Below are 16803 nucleotides of genomic sequence, written 5' to 3' on the forward strand. Positions count from 1 at the left end.
GAGGGCTCAGCGGGGCCGCAGGATTCCGGGGCGCTGGATGGAGAAGGGCTGGATGTTGAACTGGGTGACGCCCGTCAGCGCGAGCTCTGCGAGAATCTTCCCGAGCAGCGGCGTGAACTTGAACGCCTGCCCCGTGTCACCGGTGAACAGGAGGATGTCCGGATGGCCGGGCAGGGCATCCAGGACGAAGTTCAAGTCGGGGGTCATCGTGTAGAGGCAGCCCACGGGGTCCTGTGCCAGGGATTGAAGGCCCTGGAAGTGCGCGCGCATGAATCTGTTGAGCAGCTCCACCATCCGAGGGTCCGCCTGGGGCGGCGAGGTGGGCGGCAGCGGGGACTTCTGGAAGGTGAAGTCCGTGCCCACCTTGAGGCGCCCGGGCGTCAGGAGCGGGGGCAGGCCGTAGTAGGTCGTCTGGTCATCGCCAGGGAACTGGGGCGCGCCGAAGTAGAACCAGAGTGGGTAGTTGTACTGGGATTGGGCCACCGTGAAGTAGGCATACGTCATGGTCCAGACCTCCAGCTCCAGCTGGAGGTTCAGGCTGTCGAGCACCGGGTTGGTCCAGGCGGAGGGCACCAGGATGAGCTTCTTGCCGGTGTAGTCCCCTTGCGCGGTGGAGACGGTGACCTGTCCCGGCGCGTCCTGGATGCGGCTGACCGTCCGGCGGGGAATCATGGTGACGCCCTGCTTGCGACAGAGCTGGGCGAGGGCCTGAAGGGCCCGGTCCGCCGCGATGACGCCGGCCTGGGGCTGCACCAGTCCGACGACGTCGTCACTCAGCCCCTTGAGCGCGGGGTAGCGGTCCGGGAAGTCCGCCGCGGTGAGGCGGGTGAAGGGCAGGCCCTGCTCCTCGAGGACGGCCTGGGAGTCCTTGAGGTCGCCCTCGGGTGTGTTCACCCCGCTGGGCGGGCCGAAGAACAGCAGGGACGTGTCGTTGAGGATGCCATCCAGGCCGCTGTCGTCCTCCAGCTCCCGCCAGAGCGGATAGGCGGACTGCGCCAGCAGGGACAGGTGCGGATTGGAGTACATCACCCGGAAGAAGCGGGACTCTCCCTTGGAGGAGAAGAAGTCGTTGTCGAAGTCGAACTGGTCCAACAGGAGGACCTTCTTGCCGGCTTTCGAGCACCAGTAGGCGGCGGACAGGCCAATGGCGCCCGCGCCCACGACCACCACGTCATAGGAGTCCATGTTTGCGTTGCTTTCGTTCTGGAGGGAAGAAGGTGTCTGGCTTTACCAACCGAGGTAATATTGGCTGTCCAGCCAGGAGGGCCACGCGAGCCCGAAGTGCGCCTGGAGCATCTTCTCCGCCTCGCAGAAGGCGCCTTCCACCCAGCCCTGCTGGTCCGAGTACGCCTCGCCGCAGATGTGCAGGCGCTCCGCGGGGTCCGGGCGGCGCATGAAGGGCATCACCTCGCGCACGCTCACCCCGGCCTGCCACGCATGGTAGCCGCCGCCGTAGGGGTCCTCCGTCCAGTTACGGAAGTAGGAGACATACGGGTCAGGGACGGGGTTCTCCGGGCCGTGCAGCTCCCGGAGCTGGTGGACGGCCTCCTGGACCATCACCGCCGGGGCCTGGAGGGACTCCACCTGGGCCAGGGACTCCGGGGACGCCAGTCGCGTGGCCCGGGGCTTGAAACGCTTCAGGTTCCGCTGAGGAGAGGCCATCAGCGCGGACCAGAAGGGGGTGGTCCGCATGTCGTTGTAGCTGGCCAGCAGGATGGAGTGGCTGTTCGAGGGGTCGGTGCCGAAGTAGTAGCACTGTCGCATCGGCAGGTCGGTGATGGATTCGCCCGCCAGGGCGTTGAACTCCGCGTGCCACCAGGGAGACTCGAAGCCCATCAGGAGCTTGAACGACGGCTCGGAGATGACCGAGTCGAGGTTCTTCCGGACCTGCTCGCTCACCTCCGGGGTGGCGAAGAAGCGGTCTACCTCCAGCAGCTCCAGGGCGCGGCGGGGCATGGCGAGGACGACGGCCTTGGCGTACACCGTCCAGCTCTTGCCGCTCTGGGCATTGGCCACGGTGAGGATGTACTTGTAAGGGCTGCCGCCCGGCGCCGGGTCGATTCGCCGCAGGCCATTCTGTCCCCAGAGATGGGCGCGCTTGCCGCTGGGGTCCTGCGCCAGGAAGCGCCGCGCGAGGACATTGCCGACCTGGTCATAGCCGCCCGCCAGCGTCTGGTACTTCACCTCCGCGTTGGAGAAGTCGCCCACGAGGTAGGGGAAGGCCTCCGCGGCGTTCCAGTTGATGGTGTTGGAGTAGTACCCGCCGGCGACGGACAGGAACTCGTAGGCCTCCTGGCCCACCTGGTCCTTGATGAGGTTCCAGAAGCCCAGGTCGTTGACCTTCAGGCCGTCGTACGGACCCGTATTGTGATAGGTCAGGTTGGGTTTGACGTCATCCCATTCGCGGGCCGTCAGGGTGAAGGCATAGTCATAGGGCGCCGTGAAGGTGGCCTTGCCTGGATAGCGCTCCCGGAACCACGGGTCCGCCATGAGCACGTCGTAGATGATTTTGTTGAAGAGCTGGTCCGAGGTGAAGCCCACCACCGCGTCGGGTAGGAAGTAGCGCGTCTTGTACGTGCGGCGGTCGGCCTGGGCGTTCTCCCATTCGTTGGCCTTGAAGCGCTGCCCGCGCAGATAGCGGTAGTGATTGCCGTCGTCGCCCAGGGGGAAGTCGATAGGAGTCACCTCCTGCTCGAAGACCTTCGTGATGAGCGAGTTCACAATCTCATGCGATTGCAGATAGCGCATGCCGCCAATCTCCGCTGCCAGGGAGATGCCAGGGAGGAAGACGGATTCGATGCGTCCACCCAGGCGCTCGCTCAGCTCGAAGATGTGGACCGTCTCGGGGCGGGTGCCCTCGGGGGCCAGGTCTCCCACGAGCAGTCTCCAGCCCGCATAGAGGCCGGAGACTCCGGCGCCGATGATGGCCACGTCGAGCTGGAGCCCGTCGTCCATTCCGGTGTCCATCGCTGGTGGGTTGACTCGCGACATGTCTGCCTCATGAGGGGAGAGGGGATTCGCCTTGCGTCGGCCCGGTTCGCTGCAATTGGTGCACCAAGGTCCTTCCCGGTCCTGGGTGTCTGTCTTCAAGGACATGCGGGGCAGGGGATGTGGCCTTGACGCGTCAGGCGAATGGATTTGGGAGGTCCCGGGGCGTCGTCGCTGGGGAATCGCTGACGTGTCAGGCTTCGGGCGGACGCGTCAGCGCCCGCGGACCGTGGCGGCGTCGGCGGGGGAGCGACTGGGGGAGCGGCGACCGGACGGGCCGGTCCTTCACCCATGTCGCTTTTCGATGAAGCTCGAATTTCGTCATATTATAGTCATCATATGGTGGGCAGGGGCTCTCGGGAGCCCGCCTGTCCGTCCATTTGACGTTCCTCAATGGGGCCGCCCGGAGCTTTCCGTCCGCCTCGTCACGCCGGAGTCGAGTCATGCAGGTCAAGAATGCTGTCGCCCTGGTCACTGGTGCCAATCGCGGGTTGGGGCTCGCCTTCGCGAAGGCCTTGTTGGAGCGGGGGGCTCGCAAGGTGTACGCGGCGGCTCGTGAGCCCTCGAGTGTGACGATTCCAGGCGTGGTGCCGGTCCGCCTGGACGTCACCCGCCCCGAGCAGTTGGAGGCGCTGGTCCGCGAGGCGGGTGACGTGACGCTGCTCATCAACAACGCGGGCATCCTGAAGGGCACGAGCCTCTTGGGGGCGGACGCGCTGTCCGCCGCGCGCGCTGAACTGGAGACGAACTACCTGGGCCCCCTGGCGACGAGCAGCGCGTTCGCGCCGGTGCTGGCGAAGAACGGCGGGGGTGCCATCATCAATGTGCTCTCGGTGCTCAGCTGGATGGCCTTCCCGGGCTCGGCCAGCTACAGCGCCTCGAAGGCCGCTGCCTGGGCGCTGACCAACGGTCTGCGCAAGGAGCTGGGCGCCCAGAAGACGCAGGTGATGGCCCTGCACGTCGGCTACATGGACACCGACATGGCGGAGAAAGTCACGGCGCCGAAGACGAGCACCGCCGAGGTGGTGCGCCTGACGCTGGATGCGCTCGAGGCGGGCCAGGACGAGGTGCTCGCCGATGAGGTGAGCCGCAACGTCAAGCAGGGGTTGTCCGCAGGCGTCTACCTCCAGCGCTCGTGAGCGAGCTGGCGGAGAGCCGCGGAGCTTTCTCCGAGCCCGCCACCGCGCGCGCCGTGTCCAGACCGATGGAGTGAGAGCGGGCCCACGCGCGGGGCGAAGTGTCATGCGCTGTGCGGGGAAGGCTATGGTGTCTCCAGGCTCGAACGTGAGCCTGGAGACTTCGCATGCCGCAGTGTCGCCTGGCGTGGAGCGTGGTGATGGTCGTCCTGATGGGGGCGACTTCGGCCTGGGCAGACGAGCCTCCCGTTGAAGCGCTGGTGCCACCGCCGCGCACGGGGTGGCGCGTCCAGGGCCTGCCGCTGCTCAACTTCAACAGCGACGAGGGGTTCGGCTACGGCGCGAGGCTCCTGCTGGTGGATGCGGGAGATGGCACGTACCGGCCTTATCGATACTCCCTCATCGCGCAGTTCTTCCAGACGACGCGGGGGGTGGCCACCCATCGGCTGATGATGGATTCGCCGCGCTTCTTCGACTCGGACTGGCGGTTGGGGTTGGACCTGAGCTTCATCAACGAGCGGTTCTCGCCCTACTTCGGCCAGGGCGCCGCCGCCGGATACGAGCCGGACTTCGCCCGGTGTGACGACCGGGAGCAGCTGGAGGACGCGCGGGATGTGTGCGCGGGCAATCCCTCATTCCGGGGCCTGCGCTACTACAGCTTCGAGCAGCGCACGCTGCCGAGCGTCGTGTTCAACGCGCGGCGCACCCTGAGAGGGCCGCTGCAGGTGTCCGTGGGCTATCGCTTCCGCCTGACGCGGATTCGCTCGCGCTACAGCGCGAAGGACCTGGGGCAGTCGCGGGACTCGCGGCTCGAGGAGGATGCTCGGGCGGGGCTGTTGACGGGGCTGGAGGCTGGAGGAGGGGAGGGGACGTTCCGGACCGCGGAGGTGACGGCGGGGCTTTTGTGGGACTCGCGTGACAACGAGCCCGCGCCCGTGCGCGGCATGTTCCACGAACTGGCGGCGCGCGGCGCGGTGGGGGCGACGGGCAGCTCGTTCAGCTACTGGGGCTCCACGGCGAACCTGCGCTTCTACCACCCCCTGGGACATGAGCGATTGGTGGCCGCGTTGCGCCTGATGGCCGACGTGCTTGGAGGGGATGTGCCCTTCTTCCTGCTCAGCGGCTTTGGCGGAGTGGAGTGGCGCGATGGCTGGGGCGGCGTGGGCGGCCTGTTCACCGCGCGAGGGCTGCTGAAGAACCGCCTGCAGGGCGAGGTGAAGACGGTGGGCAACGGCGAGCTGCGCTGGCGCTTCCTCGACGTGCGGCCGTGGGAGCAGCCGTTGGAGTTCACGCTGGTGGCCTTCTTCGATGCGGGACAGGTGTGGACGGACCTTCGCTTTCGGGACAAGGGGTTGTTCCGGTACGCAGGAGGTGGGGGCCTGCGAGTGGCCTGGGACAACACCTTCATCGTCCGAGCGGACTACGGCGTGAGTCCTCGGGATGGCACGTCCGCCTTCTATCTCGACTTCAACCACATGTTTTGAGTGGCCGATGTCATCCGGTGGCATTGACGCCCGCGGAGGGTGCCAGCTAGCGTGACGCCACGATGATGCTCTTGAACGCGAGCTTCCTGACGACCGCCACCGGCCGCTGTTGCCGTGGCGCGTGTTGTTAGTCGAGCTGCTTCGAGCGTCCTTCGTTCCACCGGTTCGTTTCCGCTGAGCCCCGGGCCTGGTGCCTTGGGTTCGTTGCCCCGGTGGTGTTCCGCGTCCCGGTGATGAGGCCCTGGCCTCGTCTCGCGTGCGTGGCCTCGCGTCCCTCCGCCGGAGTCTTGCGCATGCCCATCACCCGCTTCGCGCCGCATGACGATTTCCTGCGTGTCTACTTCGCTGGGGATGGTGTTCCCCGGCACGCGGACTTCCACTGGTTCTGGCTGCGGCACAACTCGGAGCTGGACCGTCATCCGCTCACGCGCGAGCGCATCGTCTGTTCCTCGGAGCTGCCGCTGGAGCTGCGGCCTCGCGGGGTGCGGGTCTCGGAGGATGCCTCTGGCCTCGATATCGACTGGGGGGACCGTGCCGATGGGCAGGTGAGTCGGTACGCGGCGGACTGGCTGCTCGCGAATGCCTATGCGGCAGACCGTGTCGCCGTGCCTCCGCCGCCCTCGGACAGTGTGTTGCTCACGGTGGAGGCTTCCCAGGTGCGCGAGCCGCTCGTGCCGTTCGCCTTGAAGCGACTCCAGGAGTCCGGGGCGGTCATCGTGCGGGGCTTCGAGGCGGACACGGAGGCGCTCATCGACCTCTTCGGTGGTGCCGGGCTCTCTGTCATCGAGACGCACTTCGGCCGCATCGAGGATTTGCGCACCGACAACACGACGAATCGGAACACGGACCAGCTTGGCTATACGGACAGCGCGGTGCAGTTGCACACGGACCAACCCTTCCTGGACCGACCGCCGCGCTACCAGCTCCTGCATTGCCAGCGGCCCGCCGAGACGGGTGGGGAGAACAGTGTCGTGGATGGGCTCGCGGCGGCGCGCTACCTGGCGGACCAGGACGCGTCTGCCTTCGAGCTTCTGCGCACGGTGCCGGTGACGTTCCATCGCAAGCAGGCAGCGTTCGAGCGGGTGCTGGTGTCACCCGTGCTCGACTTCGATGCGCCTGAGGGCTTTCGCATCCGGTACAGCTACTTCACGCTCGCGCCGCACCGGGTGCCGTTCGCCCGGATGGAGGCGTGGTACCGCGCCTACAACCGCTTCGCGACGCTGGTCCGGGACGAGCGCCACCAGTTCCGTTTCCGACTCGGGGCGGGTGACTTCCTCCTCTATGACAACTGGCGAATGCTCCACGCTCGCACCTCGTTCACGGGTGCCCGCTGGGTTCGCGGTGTGTACTTCGATGCGCGTTGAACCCCGGAGAACACCATGCCCGCTTCGCCTCGACTGGCCCCCCAGGGAATGAGTCACCAGGACGTCCTCGACCAGATGCGCGAGCTGCGCGCCGATGATTCGCGCTGGAAGGAAGGGAAGACGTGGAGCCTCGTCTACCACGCGGGGGATGACATCCGCCGGCTGCTCGCGGACGCCTACACGGAGTTCATGTCCGAGAATGGCCTCAGTCCGTTGGCGTTCCCCAGCCTCGCGCGTTTCGAGTCAGAGGTGGTGGCCACGGGCGCGGAGTTGTTTCACGGAGACACCGCCGCGGGGACGCTGACGTCGGGAGGAACGGAGTCCATCCTGATGGCGGTGAAGACGGCCCGGGATTTCGCTCGGGAGGAGCGGGGAATCATGGCGCCGGAGATGGTGCTGCCCGCGTCCGTGCATCCGGCCTTTCAGAAGGCCGCGCACTACTTTGGCGTGAAGCCCGTCAATGTGCCGCTGGGGCCGGACTTTCGCGCGGACGTGGCGGCGACTCGGGCCGCGTTGACGGCGAACACGGTGCTCGTGGTCGGCTCCGCGCCGGCCTATCCCCACGGACTGGTGGACCCGATTGTCGAACTGGCGGCGCTCGCACGGGAGCACGGTGTCCTCTTTCACGTGGATGCGTGTCTCGGGGGCTTCCTGTTGCCGTTCGCGCGGAAGCTGGGGCACGACGTGCCCGAATTCGACTTCGCGGTGCCTGGCGTTACGAGCCTGTCGGCGGACCTGCACAAGTATGGTTATGCGGCGAAGGGGGCGTCGCTCGTGCTGTACCGCACGCCGGAGCTGCGTCGGTATCAGTTCTTCACGTACGCGGACTGGTGTGGCGGCATCTATGCGTCGCCGTCGATGGCGGGGACCCGGCCGGGAGGCGCCATCGCGGCGGCCTGGGCAGTCCTGAAGTATCTGGGGGAGGAGGGATATCTGCGGCTCGCTGGGACAGTGCTCGATACGGCGAGGGCATTGCGCGAGGGAATCACAGCCATTCCAGGCTTGAAGCTGGTGGGCGAGCCCCGGCTGAGTGTCTTTGCCTTCGCGTCTGATACGTTGGATGTGTATGCGTTGGGGGATGCGATGGAGGCGCGAGGGTGGAAGTTGGACCGGCAGATGGGGCCGCCGGCGCTGCACCTGATGGTGACGCCCGCGCACGAGAAGGTGGTGGAGCCGTTCCTCGCGGACTTGCGAGCGTGTTCCGCGAGTCTGGAGCGCGGAGAGCCTGCGCCCGAGGGAAGCGCCGCGATGTACGGGATGCTGGGCGCCATCCCAGACCGCCGCGAGGCCGCGGACTTCATCCGCCAGTTCATGGACTCCATCTACGGATGAGCGCGCTCATCCCGATTCACGCGGTGGTGTTGCGCCGGTTCGGCTGGGGCGAGCACGTCTTCATGCCTGTGGGGTCTCTTCGATGAGCGCGCTCATCCAGCGTCGCACGCTGGCCTCATCCTGGTTCGGGCTCGTGGGTGCCCTCCTATGAGCGCGCTCATCCAGGTCCTTGTGGTGGTGGGGCTCCCCGGGCTTGTGCTGCTGGGGACACGAGTCTTCAAGGCCGTGGCATGGGTAGGGCCCGTGGTGATGTGCTACGCGGCGGGCGTCCTCCTGGGGAACGCACCGGGGTTGTCGCTCCAGACGGGCGTGAGCCTCTCGGTGAGCGAGGCGGCAGTGCCGCTGGCGATTCCCCTCCTGTTGTTCTCCACGGATGTGCCGCGCTGGACGAGGCTGGCCCGCACGACGTTGCTCTCTTTTGCCCTCGCCTGTGTGTCCGCCCTCGTGAGTGCCACCGTGGTGGGACTCGCCTTCTCAGGGCGGATGGACGAGTGGTGGAAGATGGCCGGCATGTTGGTGGGTGTGTACGTCGGCGGTACCGCCAACATGAACGCCGTGGGCGTGGCGCTCCAGGTGCGAGAGGAGACCTTCGTGCTCCTCAACACGGCGGACATTGTCGCGGGAGCGGCCTACCTGCTCGTGCTGATGACGGTGGCACAGCGCATCGCGCTGGCCTTTCTTCCTCCGTTCCCGAATCCGACGGGCTGGGATGGCTCAACCGCGGAGGAGGGGACGCGACAGGAGGGCTTCTCCTGGCGGTTCGCACGAGGTCTGGCTTTGTCGTTGCTGCTGGCCGTCGCCATCTGCGGTGTGTCCGCTGGAGTGAGCCTGGGGCTCGCGGGTCGACTGGAGGCGACGGTGGTGCTGCTGCTCATCACCACACTGTCTCTGGCGGCGTCCTTCATCCCGGCAGTCCGCTCCCTTCCTGGGAGCTACGCGCTGGGGGACTACGCACTGCTCGTCTTCTGCGTGGTGGTGGGGACGTTGGCGGATGCGAGTCAATTAGGGAGCGCGGGACTGTCTGTCTTCGTCTTCTGCGCCAGCGTGATGGTGTTGGCCATCGTCCTGCATTTCGGTCTGGCGGCGCTGTTCCGCATCGACGCCGACACGGTGCTGATTACCTCCACGGCCACCATCTTCGGCCCGGCCTTCATCGCCCCCGTGGCCCGAGCGCTGCGCAATCGCGAGCTGATGGTCTCTGGCATCACCACGGGGCTGATGGGCTTCGCGCTGGGGACGTACCTGGGGCTCGCCCTGTCCTGGCTCCTGCGGCCGTAGTGTCAGTCCCTGAGCCAGAACAGCTTGTTGCCGATCCTCAACGCACGTTGCAGAAGCTCCTGGAAGGTCCTGGCGATCTGTCGAACGTGCAGCGGATAGGTTTCGTGGAACGCATCCAGCAGTGGATAAGGTCCGTCGGGCTGTGCCACGTCGACGAGCACAAAGTCGCTGTCCTGGCAGTAGAGGAGGGTGTACCAGGTCGCCGCTCCCATGGAGTCGTCGTCTTCCCCTCGCATGCGAACACGTGCCCGCTCTATTTCAGAGAGCGAGAGGATTCGGTACTTCGCATCAGGCCTGCGACGGAAAAGCGTGGCACCGTCACAGTGGAGGTAGAACGCGCGCAAGTCCGCGTCCAATCTCCACCCGAGTCGTGCCTCGGCTTCGGCGATTTGTGCCGAGGTCGCCGGAGGGTTGGGGTAGTGGTCGCGCGACAGTGCTTCGAGCAGTGTCTGCATCTGCTTGGTCCACGTAGGGCCTGGTTGGCCCACGAAGTGGCATCACACCTCGGTGCCACCCCGTCAGGCCGCCTCTTCCCGAATCTCCAACGCCTCCCGGACTCCCGGGAGCGCGGAGAGCAGCTCCAGCTCCGCCCTCTGGAGCACGGAGACCCGCTTGCCGGAGATGCGCTCCATCGTCAGCTCGATGCGGTGGTCCCCCGCCGCATTGACGCGCCGGAAGATGCGGGCCCGCCGGCCCTCCGCCCGACAGGCGAGGATGTCCTTCTGGAGGCTGCGCAGGCGTCGGAACACCTTCAGCGCCATCCGCCCCTCGGGGGTGTCGAAGGTGTGGAAGTGCCGATTACGCGACAGTGGCTTGCTGGGGTCATGGAGCCTCTCCACGAGGCGCCGAACGAATGGGTCCATCGACGAGGGAGGATAACATCCGGTACCCTCCCGCTCAGCGATGCCCTGGCGAATTCGAACCCTTCCCTGGACCCTGGCGCTCCTCCTCCCGCTTGCTTGCAAGGAACCGGAGGTGGCCGCAGTCCAGAACCGTGCCCAACAGGCCCAAGCCGCCCTGGGGGAAGCCCGCGCCCAGCTCGCCAACGGGCAGCCCGGCCCCGCCCTCGTGGCCCTCAAGAAGGCCGCCACCGCCGCCCCCGACAGCGCGGAGCCCTATCTGCTGATGGCCGATGCCCACCTCATGAACAACAACATGGGCGCGGCCATCATGTCCCTCAAGCAGGCCGAGGCCCTCATCCCCGGCACGGACCCCTCCATCCAGAAGCAGCTCTCCGAGCTGTACCTGGGCAACGGCAACACCCAGGAGGCCCTCACCATCCTCTCCACCCTGCGCGACTCCGGCCTGCTCACGGAGTCGGACGTGCTCGGCCTGGCCCGGCTCCAGGCCCGCGAAGGCCAGATTGAAGCCTCCTTCGCCACGCTGGAGAGCGTCCTGCGCGACAGCCCGGACGACCCGGAGGCCAAGGCCATGGAGGCGGAGGTGCTCCTCATGAAGGGCGACGAGCTGCTCGCCGCCAACCTCATGGACAAGCTGCTCCAGCAGAACCCCGCGCACACCACCGCGCGCCTCCTGCGGGCCCGCTACTTCCTCGTCAGCGGCGTGCCGCAGATGGCCGAAGCCGACCTCCAGGCCGTCGAAGGCAAGGACGCCAATCGCGGGGACGTCGTCATGCTGCGCGCCCGCGCCTTGCTGGCCCAGGGCCGCGCGACGGACGCCGAGGCCGTCCTCAAGCCCCTGGTCGACGCCGAACCCCAGAACGCCGAGGCCCTCGCCTGGATGGCGGAGACGGTGCTCGCCCAGGGCCGCCGCGCGGATTCACTCGCCCTGGTGGACCGTGCCCTCCAGTTCCGGCCCCGCCTCGCCCGCGCCCTCTACGTGCGCGGCCGTGCCCAGGAAGAAGCCAAGGATTTGAAGGGCGCCGAGGAGAGCTACCGCTTCGCCCTCAGCGCCGAGCCCCGCTTCGCGCCCGTGCACACCCGACTGTGGCGCCTGTTCCTCCAGTCGGAGCGCAAGGTGGACGCGTACTCGTCCCTGGAGCGCCTGCTGGCGTTGGGCGAGGCCTCCCAGGAGGAGAAGGTCGCCCTGGCGAAGCTCTCGGCTCAGCTCCAGACGCAGATGGCTCGGGGCATGAAGCTCATCGACGAGGCCCTCACGCGCGAGCCCGACAACGTGGAGTACCAGGAGGTGAAGAAGGCGCTCCTGGCCGTCGCTCCCAAGCCGAAGAAGAAGTCCACCGGCCCCGTCATCATCCGTGGCGGGCGCCGCTGACCAGCAACGGCGCGGCGGGCGCTCCGGGCAGTCCCGGCGCCTCCGCCACCACGCGCTCCAGGGCCTTGAGCCCCTTGCGCTGACCCACCGCGACGGCGATGAGGTTGTCCCGGTGGAAGTAGCGCCGGGCGACTTCACGCACGCGCGCGGCGGACTGTGAGTCCACCAGGTCCGCCCGGTGCTCGAAGGTCTCCGGGGCGCGGAACAGCTCCGTGCCGCCGAACCACCCGGCCAGCTCCCCCGGGGAGTCCTGGGAGAACTCCAGCAGCATGCGGTGGCGGCGCTTGGCCCGAGCCAGCTCCTCCTCGCCAATCTCCTCGTCGCACAGCGCGCCCAGCACGCGGAACGACTCGGCCACCACCTGCGCGGCCTTCTCCGGCGCGCTGGCTGCCTCAATCTCGAACAGGCCCGAGTCGTGGTAGCCGTCCAGCGACGCGTGGACGGAGTACGCCAGTCCGCGCTTCTCCACGATTTCGAAGGGCAGCCGGGAGGACAGGCCGTCATCCAGCACGCGCCGGATGATTTGCAGCGCGGCGTAGTCGTCGTGCTGCTCGGGCACGGTGCGGAAGTTGAGGCGGAACTCCGTCTGCGACTCGTCGTGAGAGACGAAGTGCAGGCGGGGACCGGGCGCGGCCGTCGGCGGGGGCGCCTCCGTGCTGGCCGGGCCTCGCGGCAGGTGCGCGAAGGCGCGCTCGGTCAACTCCAGCACCTCCTCGCGGCGCACGCGGCCCGCGGCCGTGACGACCAGGTTGCCGGTGACGTAGTGCTGCGCGAAGTGCTCCAGCACCTGGTTGTGCGCGAGCGCGGAGACGGACTCACGCGTGCCCGCGATTTTCAGGGCCAGCGGGTGGTCGGGGAAGAGCAGGCGCTTGGACAGGTTGTCCAGGTCGATGTCGCGACCCTTCTCGTCCACCTCGTCCAGCATCTCCTCCAGGATGATCTGCCGCTCCACTTCCATGTCCGTGAGACGCGGACGGGTGAGCATGTCCCCGAGGATGTCCATGCCCACGCGCATGTGCGCGGGGTGCAGCGGCGTGTAGTAGTACCCGTGGTCCCGGGTGGTGACGCCGTTGAGGTTGCCGCCCACTTCCTCCACGGCGGCGTTCATCTTCACCGTGTCCGGCCAGCCCGCACTGCCCCGGAAGAACAGGTGCTCCAGGTAGTGGCTGACGCCGTTGTTGGCGAGCGTCTCGTGGCGGCTGCCCGTGCGGACGTAGATGGCGAGCAGGGCGGTGTGGAGGTGGGGCGTCTCGACGGTGACGACGCGCAGCCCGGAGGGCAGCACGTCCCGATACGATGTGAAGCTCATGCGCGTGGAAGCCTTAACACGAAGGCCGTGCCCTGGCCGGGAATACTCTGGCAGGAGAGCGAGCCCCCGTGGGCCTGGAGGATCTGCTGACTCACCGCGAGCCCCAGCCCCGTGCCCCCCTCCTTGGTGGTGAAGAATGGCTCGAAGAGGTGACGGCGCACCTCCTCCGTCATCCCCTGACCTGTATCCCGCACCGTCACCTCCACGTCCTGCTCCAGGGGGCGGGTGGCGATGGTGAGCTGGCCTCCGTAGGGCATCGCCTCGCGGCTGTTGCGCAGGAGGTTGAGGAAGACCTGGCGCAGCTGCCCTTCGTCGGCGAGCACGGGAGGCGTCGTCGGGGAGAACTCGCGCACCACCTCCACGCCCGCGCGCATCAGCTCCTCGCGGGAGAAGTCCAGCACGCCGTCCAGCACCGCCGTCACGTCGCGCGGGTCCAGGTCCGGCCGCTGGGGCCGCGCCATGCGCAGGTAGTGCTCGGTGACGTCCGCCAGCCGGTCCACCTCGCGGGTGACGGCGGAGAGCAAATCCTTCACCTCGTTGGCCTCGTCGGGCGCGGGGAACGTCGCGCGCTCCACCGCGTCCCCGAGCAGCTCCACGTTGAGTCCGATGGACGACAGGGGATTGCGCACCTCGTGAACAATCTGCGCGGAGATGCGGCCCACGGCGGCGAGCTGCTCGGCGCGCATCAGCGCCTCCGCCTGCGCCTTGATTTGCGCCTCGCGGGCCTGGAGCGAGCGGGCCATCTGGTCGAACGCTCGCGCGAGCACCGCCACCTCGTCGTGGCCGCGCACGCCCAACTGCGCGCTGTAGTCACCCTTGCCGATGCGGGACACGCCCTCGATGAGCGTGCGCACCGGGCGCAGCGTGCGCGCCGACCACGCGGTGGCGCCCAGACCCAGGAGGATGGCCGCGACGGAGAGGCTGATGATGGCGAGGCCCGTCTGGCGCTCGCGCTCCTCCGCGCCGTCCACGCGCTCGCGGATGCGGTTGGACAGGGACAGCCGGAGCAGCCGCAGCTCACGGCCGATGGCGTCCTCCATGGTGAGCACGTCGGCGGTGGCGCGGTCCACCTGGGCCTTGTCCGGCGCCTGCGTGGAGAACGCGTCGAACACGCTCTCCGCGGCGCGGCCATATTCGCGGTAGCGCGAGTCCAGCTCGAGGAGGCGCGCCTCCAGTTCCTCGATGAAGGGCACCTCGCTCGCCGGGGCCATGTCCCGAAGCTGGGTGGCCCGCTCGCGCGTGGTGGCCAGCCGCTGGGAGATGAAGGCCGTGGGCACGTAGACGCGGGCCAGGCGGATGATGGCGCGCCGTATCTCCGCGCTGTCCTCCTCCAGCATGCGCGCGGTGTGCCGCTGCTGGTTGGCGTGGTTCATCTCCATCTCCGCCGCGTCCTGGGAGAGCTGGAGATAGCCCTGGCTCAGCAGCCGGATTTCCAGCCGATTGCGGTGCAGCTCCGCGACGCTGAAGAGGGACACCAGGCCGAAGGTGACGAGCACCACCGCGTAGCCCAGGAAGATGCGGGTGGCGAGGGAGAGCTTCATGCGCGCGAGGACCGTGCAGCGGCCGGAGCACCATCGCTACGCGGCCCGCGCCCGGGGTGCAAGCAACGCTGTCCTCCCGCCAGCCCCCCGGCGGGGCGACCGGCCGTCCTGGCCTCCTGACTCATGGCCCCAGAGGATAGCCCGGGGGACCGCGTCCCGCCCGGGGACATTCGTGCAAGTGGGTTGCAATCGGCGTGGAGGCTCCCGCGTAGGGAGACGGGTGGTGAACCCCCTCGCTCGTCCACCAAGGAATCACGCCATGTCCCCCTCGGCCCGTGCCCCGCTGGGCGCCCTGCTGGCGCTGCTCGCGTTGCCCTCATACGTCCTGGGCGCGGAGCCCGCGAAGGCTCCCGTCGAGCCCGCGAAGGTCGAGGCCCCCGCTGACGCCGCGACGAAGCTCCTGGGCATCTGGGCCGGAGAGCCCGTCTTCGGGCCCGAACTCCAGGGTGAGCTGACGGTGTTCCGCGAAGGGGACACGTGGCGCGCGCGCATCGCTGGGTACGAGGCACCGGGGCGCCTGGAGAAGAACGCGCTGACGGTGACGATGCCGGGAGGGCTGGGGACGTTCCGGGGCGTGGTGGGCACCGACGGCAAGTTCATCCGGGGCCACTGGGTGCAGCCGCGCGTCGTGGTGGGCGGCGTTCAGTACGCCACGCCCGTGGAGCTGCGCGCGCTCCAGAAGGGCGTGTGGCGGGGACAGGTGACGCCGTGGGCGGACCGCTTCACGCTGTACCTCGTCGTGTACGCGCGGCCGGACGGCACCATCGCCGCGTACCTGAGAGACCCGGAGAAGGGCTTCGGCAAGCAGTTCGCGTTCAACGTCTCCATGCAGGGCAACGCGGTGAAGCTGGTGGACCCGCGCGGTCCGACGACATTCGAGGGCACCTTCGACCCGCGCTTCGGTCGGCTGACGGTGCCCATCCTCTTCCTGGGCCCCATCAACTTCACGAAGAAGGAGCGCGACCAGGCCGTGGGCCTCTACCCGCGCACGCCCGCGTCCGGGCCCTACACCTACCGCCAACCTGTCGCGGAGCAGGATGGCTGGGCGACGGCGTCGCTCTCCGACGTGGGCATGGACCCCGCCCCCATCCGCGCGCTGATGCAGCGCATCCTCGATACCGAGCCGGGCCCTTCGGCGGGGCCGCTCATCCAGGGCGTGCTCATCGCTCGCAAGGGCAAGCTCGTCGTCGAGGAGTACTTCCACGGCTTCGACAAGGAGCGCCTGCATGACCTGCGCTCCGCGGCCAAGACGCTGGCCCCGGTGCTGGTGGGCACGGCGATGGAGCAGGGCGCGAAGCTTTCACCCGAGACGCCGGTCTACTCGCTGTTCCCTTCGTACAAGAGCGCCGCGCCCGCGGACCCGCGCAAGGCCCAGCTCACGCTGGAGCACCTGATGACGATGACGTCGGGACTGGACTGCGACGAGAACAACGACGAGTCCCCGGGCAACGAGAACGCCCTCCAGGAGCAGGAGGGGGACTGGTACACGTACACGCTCGACCTGCCCATGGGCCGGGCGCCCGGAGAGCCGCAGGCGGTGTACTGCTCGGCGGGGATGAACCTGGTGGGCGGCATGGTGCGCAACGCGACGGGCACGTGGCTGCCCGAGCACTTCGCGCGCACCGTGGCCGAGCCCCTCCAGTTCCGCCGCTACGCGATGAACCTGATGCCGGATGGAGAGGCGTACCTGGGCGGCGGCCTCTACGCGCGTCCCCGTGACGCGCTGAAGCTGGGGCAGCTCTACCTGGCGGGCGGCGTGTGGAACGGCAGGCGCGTGGTCAGCAAGCGCTGGGTCGAGCGCTCCATCACCCGCCACTCCGTGATGAGCCCGGACCGGACCTACGGGTACGCGTGGTGGCGTCACGAACTGCGCGTGGGCGAGCGCGTCTACGCGGAATATGAAGCAGGCGGCAACGGCGGGCAGTACGTCATGGTCATCCCCGAGCTGGAGCTGACGGTGATGTTCACCGGCGGCAACTACGGCCAGTTCAACCTCTGGAAGACCTTCCGGGAGGAGCTGCTGCCCCGCTACATCCTCGCGGCGGTGCGTCGGTAGGCAGGGGTGGGAGCCCGGGCCGTGTCTTGGCTCGACGCCCGGACACAAACGTGGGTAGAAGGCCGGTCCAATGGAGCCCGTCT

General features: G+C 68.0%; 13 protein-coding genes. 7 read left to right on the plus strand and 6 right to left on the minus strand.

The window, feature by feature from the left end; all coding sequences use genetic code 11:
- Positions 1–6: 6 nt before the first annotated feature.
- Together HUA74_RS04360 and HUA74_RS04365 are read right to left on the minus strand one after the other, a co-directional pair.
- Positions 7–1185, minus strand: a complete 1179-nt coding sequence (locus HUA74_RS04360) for an FAD-dependent oxidoreductase (protein WP_174453501.1) — start codon at positions 1183–1185, stop codon at positions 7–9.
- Between the two features lie 42 nt (positions 1186–1227).
- Positions 1228–2991, minus strand: a complete 1764-nt coding sequence (locus HUA74_RS04365) for an FAD-dependent oxidoreductase (RefSeq protein ID WP_174453502.1) — start codon at positions 2989–2991, stop codon at positions 1228–1230.
- Positions 2992–3431: 440 nt separating this feature from the next.
- Here HUA74_RS04365 and HUA74_RS04370 point away from each other — a divergent pair, with 440 nt between their 5' ends.
- The 5 genes from HUA74_RS04370 (at position 3432) to HUA74_RS04390 (ending at position 9582) form a co-directional block, all read left to right on the plus strand.
- Positions 3432–4127, plus strand: coding sequence for an SDR family oxidoreductase (locus tag HUA74_RS04370; RefSeq protein ID WP_174453503.1), 696 nt, complete (start codon positions 3432–3434; stop codon positions 4125–4127).
- 164 nt (positions 4128–4291) lie between these two features.
- Positions 4292–5608: a BamA/TamA family outer membrane protein gene (locus HUA74_RS04375; protein WP_174453504.1), complete on the plus strand. Its 1317-nt coding sequence runs from the start codon at positions 4292–4294 to the stop codon at positions 5606–5608.
- A gap of 293 nt (positions 5609–5901) precedes the next feature.
- Entirely contained in the window at positions 5902–6972 is a 1071-nt protein-coding gene (locus HUA74_RS04380; RefSeq protein WP_174453505.1) for a TauD/TfdA family dioxygenase, read from the plus strand.
- Positions 6973–6987: 15 nt separating this feature from the next.
- Positions 6988–8304, plus strand: coding sequence for an aspartate aminotransferase family protein (locus HUA74_RS04385; RefSeq protein ID WP_174453506.1), 1317 nt, complete (start codon positions 6988–6990; stop codon positions 8302–8304).
- 147 nt (positions 8305–8451) lie between these two features.
- Positions 8452–9582 carry a DUF819 family protein gene (locus tag HUA74_RS04390; protein ID WP_174453507.1) on the plus strand — a complete coding sequence of 377 codons (1131 nt, stop codon included), beginning with the start codon at positions 8452–8454 and terminating at the stop codon, positions 9580–9582.
- 2 nt (positions 9583–9584) lie between these two features.
- Here the strand turns inward: HUA74_RS04390 and HUA74_RS04395 are convergent, their stop codons facing one another.
- Both HUA74_RS04395 and HUA74_RS04400 read right to left on the minus strand, forming a co-directional pair.
- On the minus strand, positions 9585–10037 hold the full coding sequence (locus HUA74_RS04395; protein WP_174453508.1) for an SMI1/KNR4 family protein: 453 nt from the start codon (positions 10035–10037) through the stop codon (positions 9585–9587).
- 63 nt (positions 10038–10100) lie between these two features.
- Entirely contained in the window at positions 10101–10343 is a 243-nt protein-coding gene (locus tag HUA74_RS04400) for a hypothetical protein (RefSeq protein ID WP_254624880.1), read from the minus strand.
- 214 nt (positions 10344–10557) lie between these two features.
- Here HUA74_RS04400 and HUA74_RS04405 point away from each other — a divergent pair, with 214 nt between their 5' ends.
- Positions 10558–11814 carry a tetratricopeptide repeat protein gene (locus HUA74_RS04405; protein ID WP_371817190.1) on the plus strand — a complete coding sequence of 419 codons (1257 nt, stop codon included), beginning with the start codon at positions 10558–10560 and terminating at the stop codon, positions 11812–11814.
- Here HUA74_RS04405 and HUA74_RS04410 read toward each other — a convergent pair.
- Together HUA74_RS04410 and HUA74_RS04415 are read right to left on the minus strand one after the other, a co-directional pair.
- A complete protein-coding gene (locus HUA74_RS04410; protein WP_141644188.1) occupies positions 11792–13123 on the minus strand; it encodes a pitrilysin family protein in 1332 nt (443 codons plus the stop codon). The two genes, HUA74_RS04405 and HUA74_RS04410, sit on opposite strands and share 23 nt — an antisense overlap.
- Complete coding sequence (locus HUA74_RS04415; RefSeq protein ID WP_141644189.1) at positions 13120–14664, minus strand: HAMP domain-containing sensor histidine kinase; 1545 nt, start codon at positions 14662–14664, stop codon at positions 13120–13122. Before HUA74_RS04415 ends, HUA74_RS04410 begins: the two co-directional genes overlap by 4 nt.
- A gap of 259 nt (positions 14665–14923) precedes the next feature.
- Here HUA74_RS04415 and HUA74_RS04420 point away from each other — a divergent pair, with 259 nt between their 5' ends.
- Positions 14924–16720 carry a serine hydrolase gene (locus HUA74_RS04420; RefSeq protein WP_174453510.1) on the plus strand — a complete coding sequence of 599 codons (1797 nt, stop codon included), beginning with the start codon at positions 14924–14926 and terminating at the stop codon, positions 16718–16720.
- Positions 16721–16803 lie beyond the last annotated feature (83 nt).

It is taken from the genome of Myxococcus sp. CA051A, from assembly GCF_013336705.1.
Taxonomy (GTDB): Bacteria; Myxococcota; Myxococcia; order Myxococcales; family Myxococcaceae; genus Myxococcus; species Myxococcus llanfairpwllgwyngyllgogerychwyrndrobwllllantysiliogogogochensis.

Excerpts from the sequence above, each read along its gene's own strand:
- HUA74_RS04395 (WP_174453508.1), bottom strand. The coding sequence starts at position 10,037 with ATGCAGACACTGCTCGAAGCACTGTCGCGCGACCACTACCCCAACCCT.
- HUA74_RS04370 (WP_174453503.1), top strand. The coding sequence starts at position 3,432 with ATGCAGGTCAAGAATGCTGTCGCCCTGGTCACTGGTGCCAATCGCGGG.
- HUA74_RS04420 (WP_174453510.1), top strand. The coding sequence starts at position 14,924 with ATGTCCCCCTCGGCCCGTGCCCCGCTGGGCGCCCTGCTGGCGCTGCTC.
- HUA74_RS04390 (WP_174453507.1), top strand. The coding sequence starts at position 8,452 with ATGAGCGCGCTCATCCAGGTCCTTGTGGTGGTGGGGCTCCCCGGGCTT.
- HUA74_RS04365 (WP_174453502.1), bottom strand. The coding sequence starts at position 2,991 with ATGTCGCGAGTCAACCCACCAGCGATGGACACCGGAATGGACGACGGG.
- HUA74_RS04380 (WP_174453505.1), top strand. The coding sequence starts at position 5,902 with ATGCCCATCACCCGCTTCGCGCCGCATGACGATTTCCTGCGTGTCTAC.
- HUA74_RS04415 (WP_141644189.1), bottom strand. The coding sequence starts at position 14,664 with ATGAAGCTCTCCCTCGCCACCCGCATCTTCCTGGGCTACGCGGTGGTG.
- HUA74_RS04385 (WP_174453506.1), top strand. The coding sequence starts at position 6,988 with ATGCCCGCTTCGCCTCGACTGGCCCCCCAGGGAATGAGTCACCAGGAC.
- HUA74_RS04400 (WP_254624880.1), bottom strand. The coding sequence starts at position 10,343 with ATGGCGCTGAAGGTGTTCCGACGCCTGCGCAGCCTCCAGAAGGACATC.
- HUA74_RS04375 (WP_174453504.1), top strand. The coding sequence starts at position 4,292 with ATGCCGCAGTGTCGCCTGGCGTGGAGCGTGGTGATGGTCGTCCTGATG.
- HUA74_RS04360 (WP_174453501.1), bottom strand. The coding sequence starts at position 1,185 with ATGGACTCCTATGACGTGGTGGTCGTGGGCGCGGGCGCCATTGGCCTG.
- HUA74_RS04410 (WP_141644188.1), bottom strand. The coding sequence starts at position 13,123 with ATGAGCTTCACATCGTATCGGGACGTGCTGCCCTCCGGGCTGCGCGTC.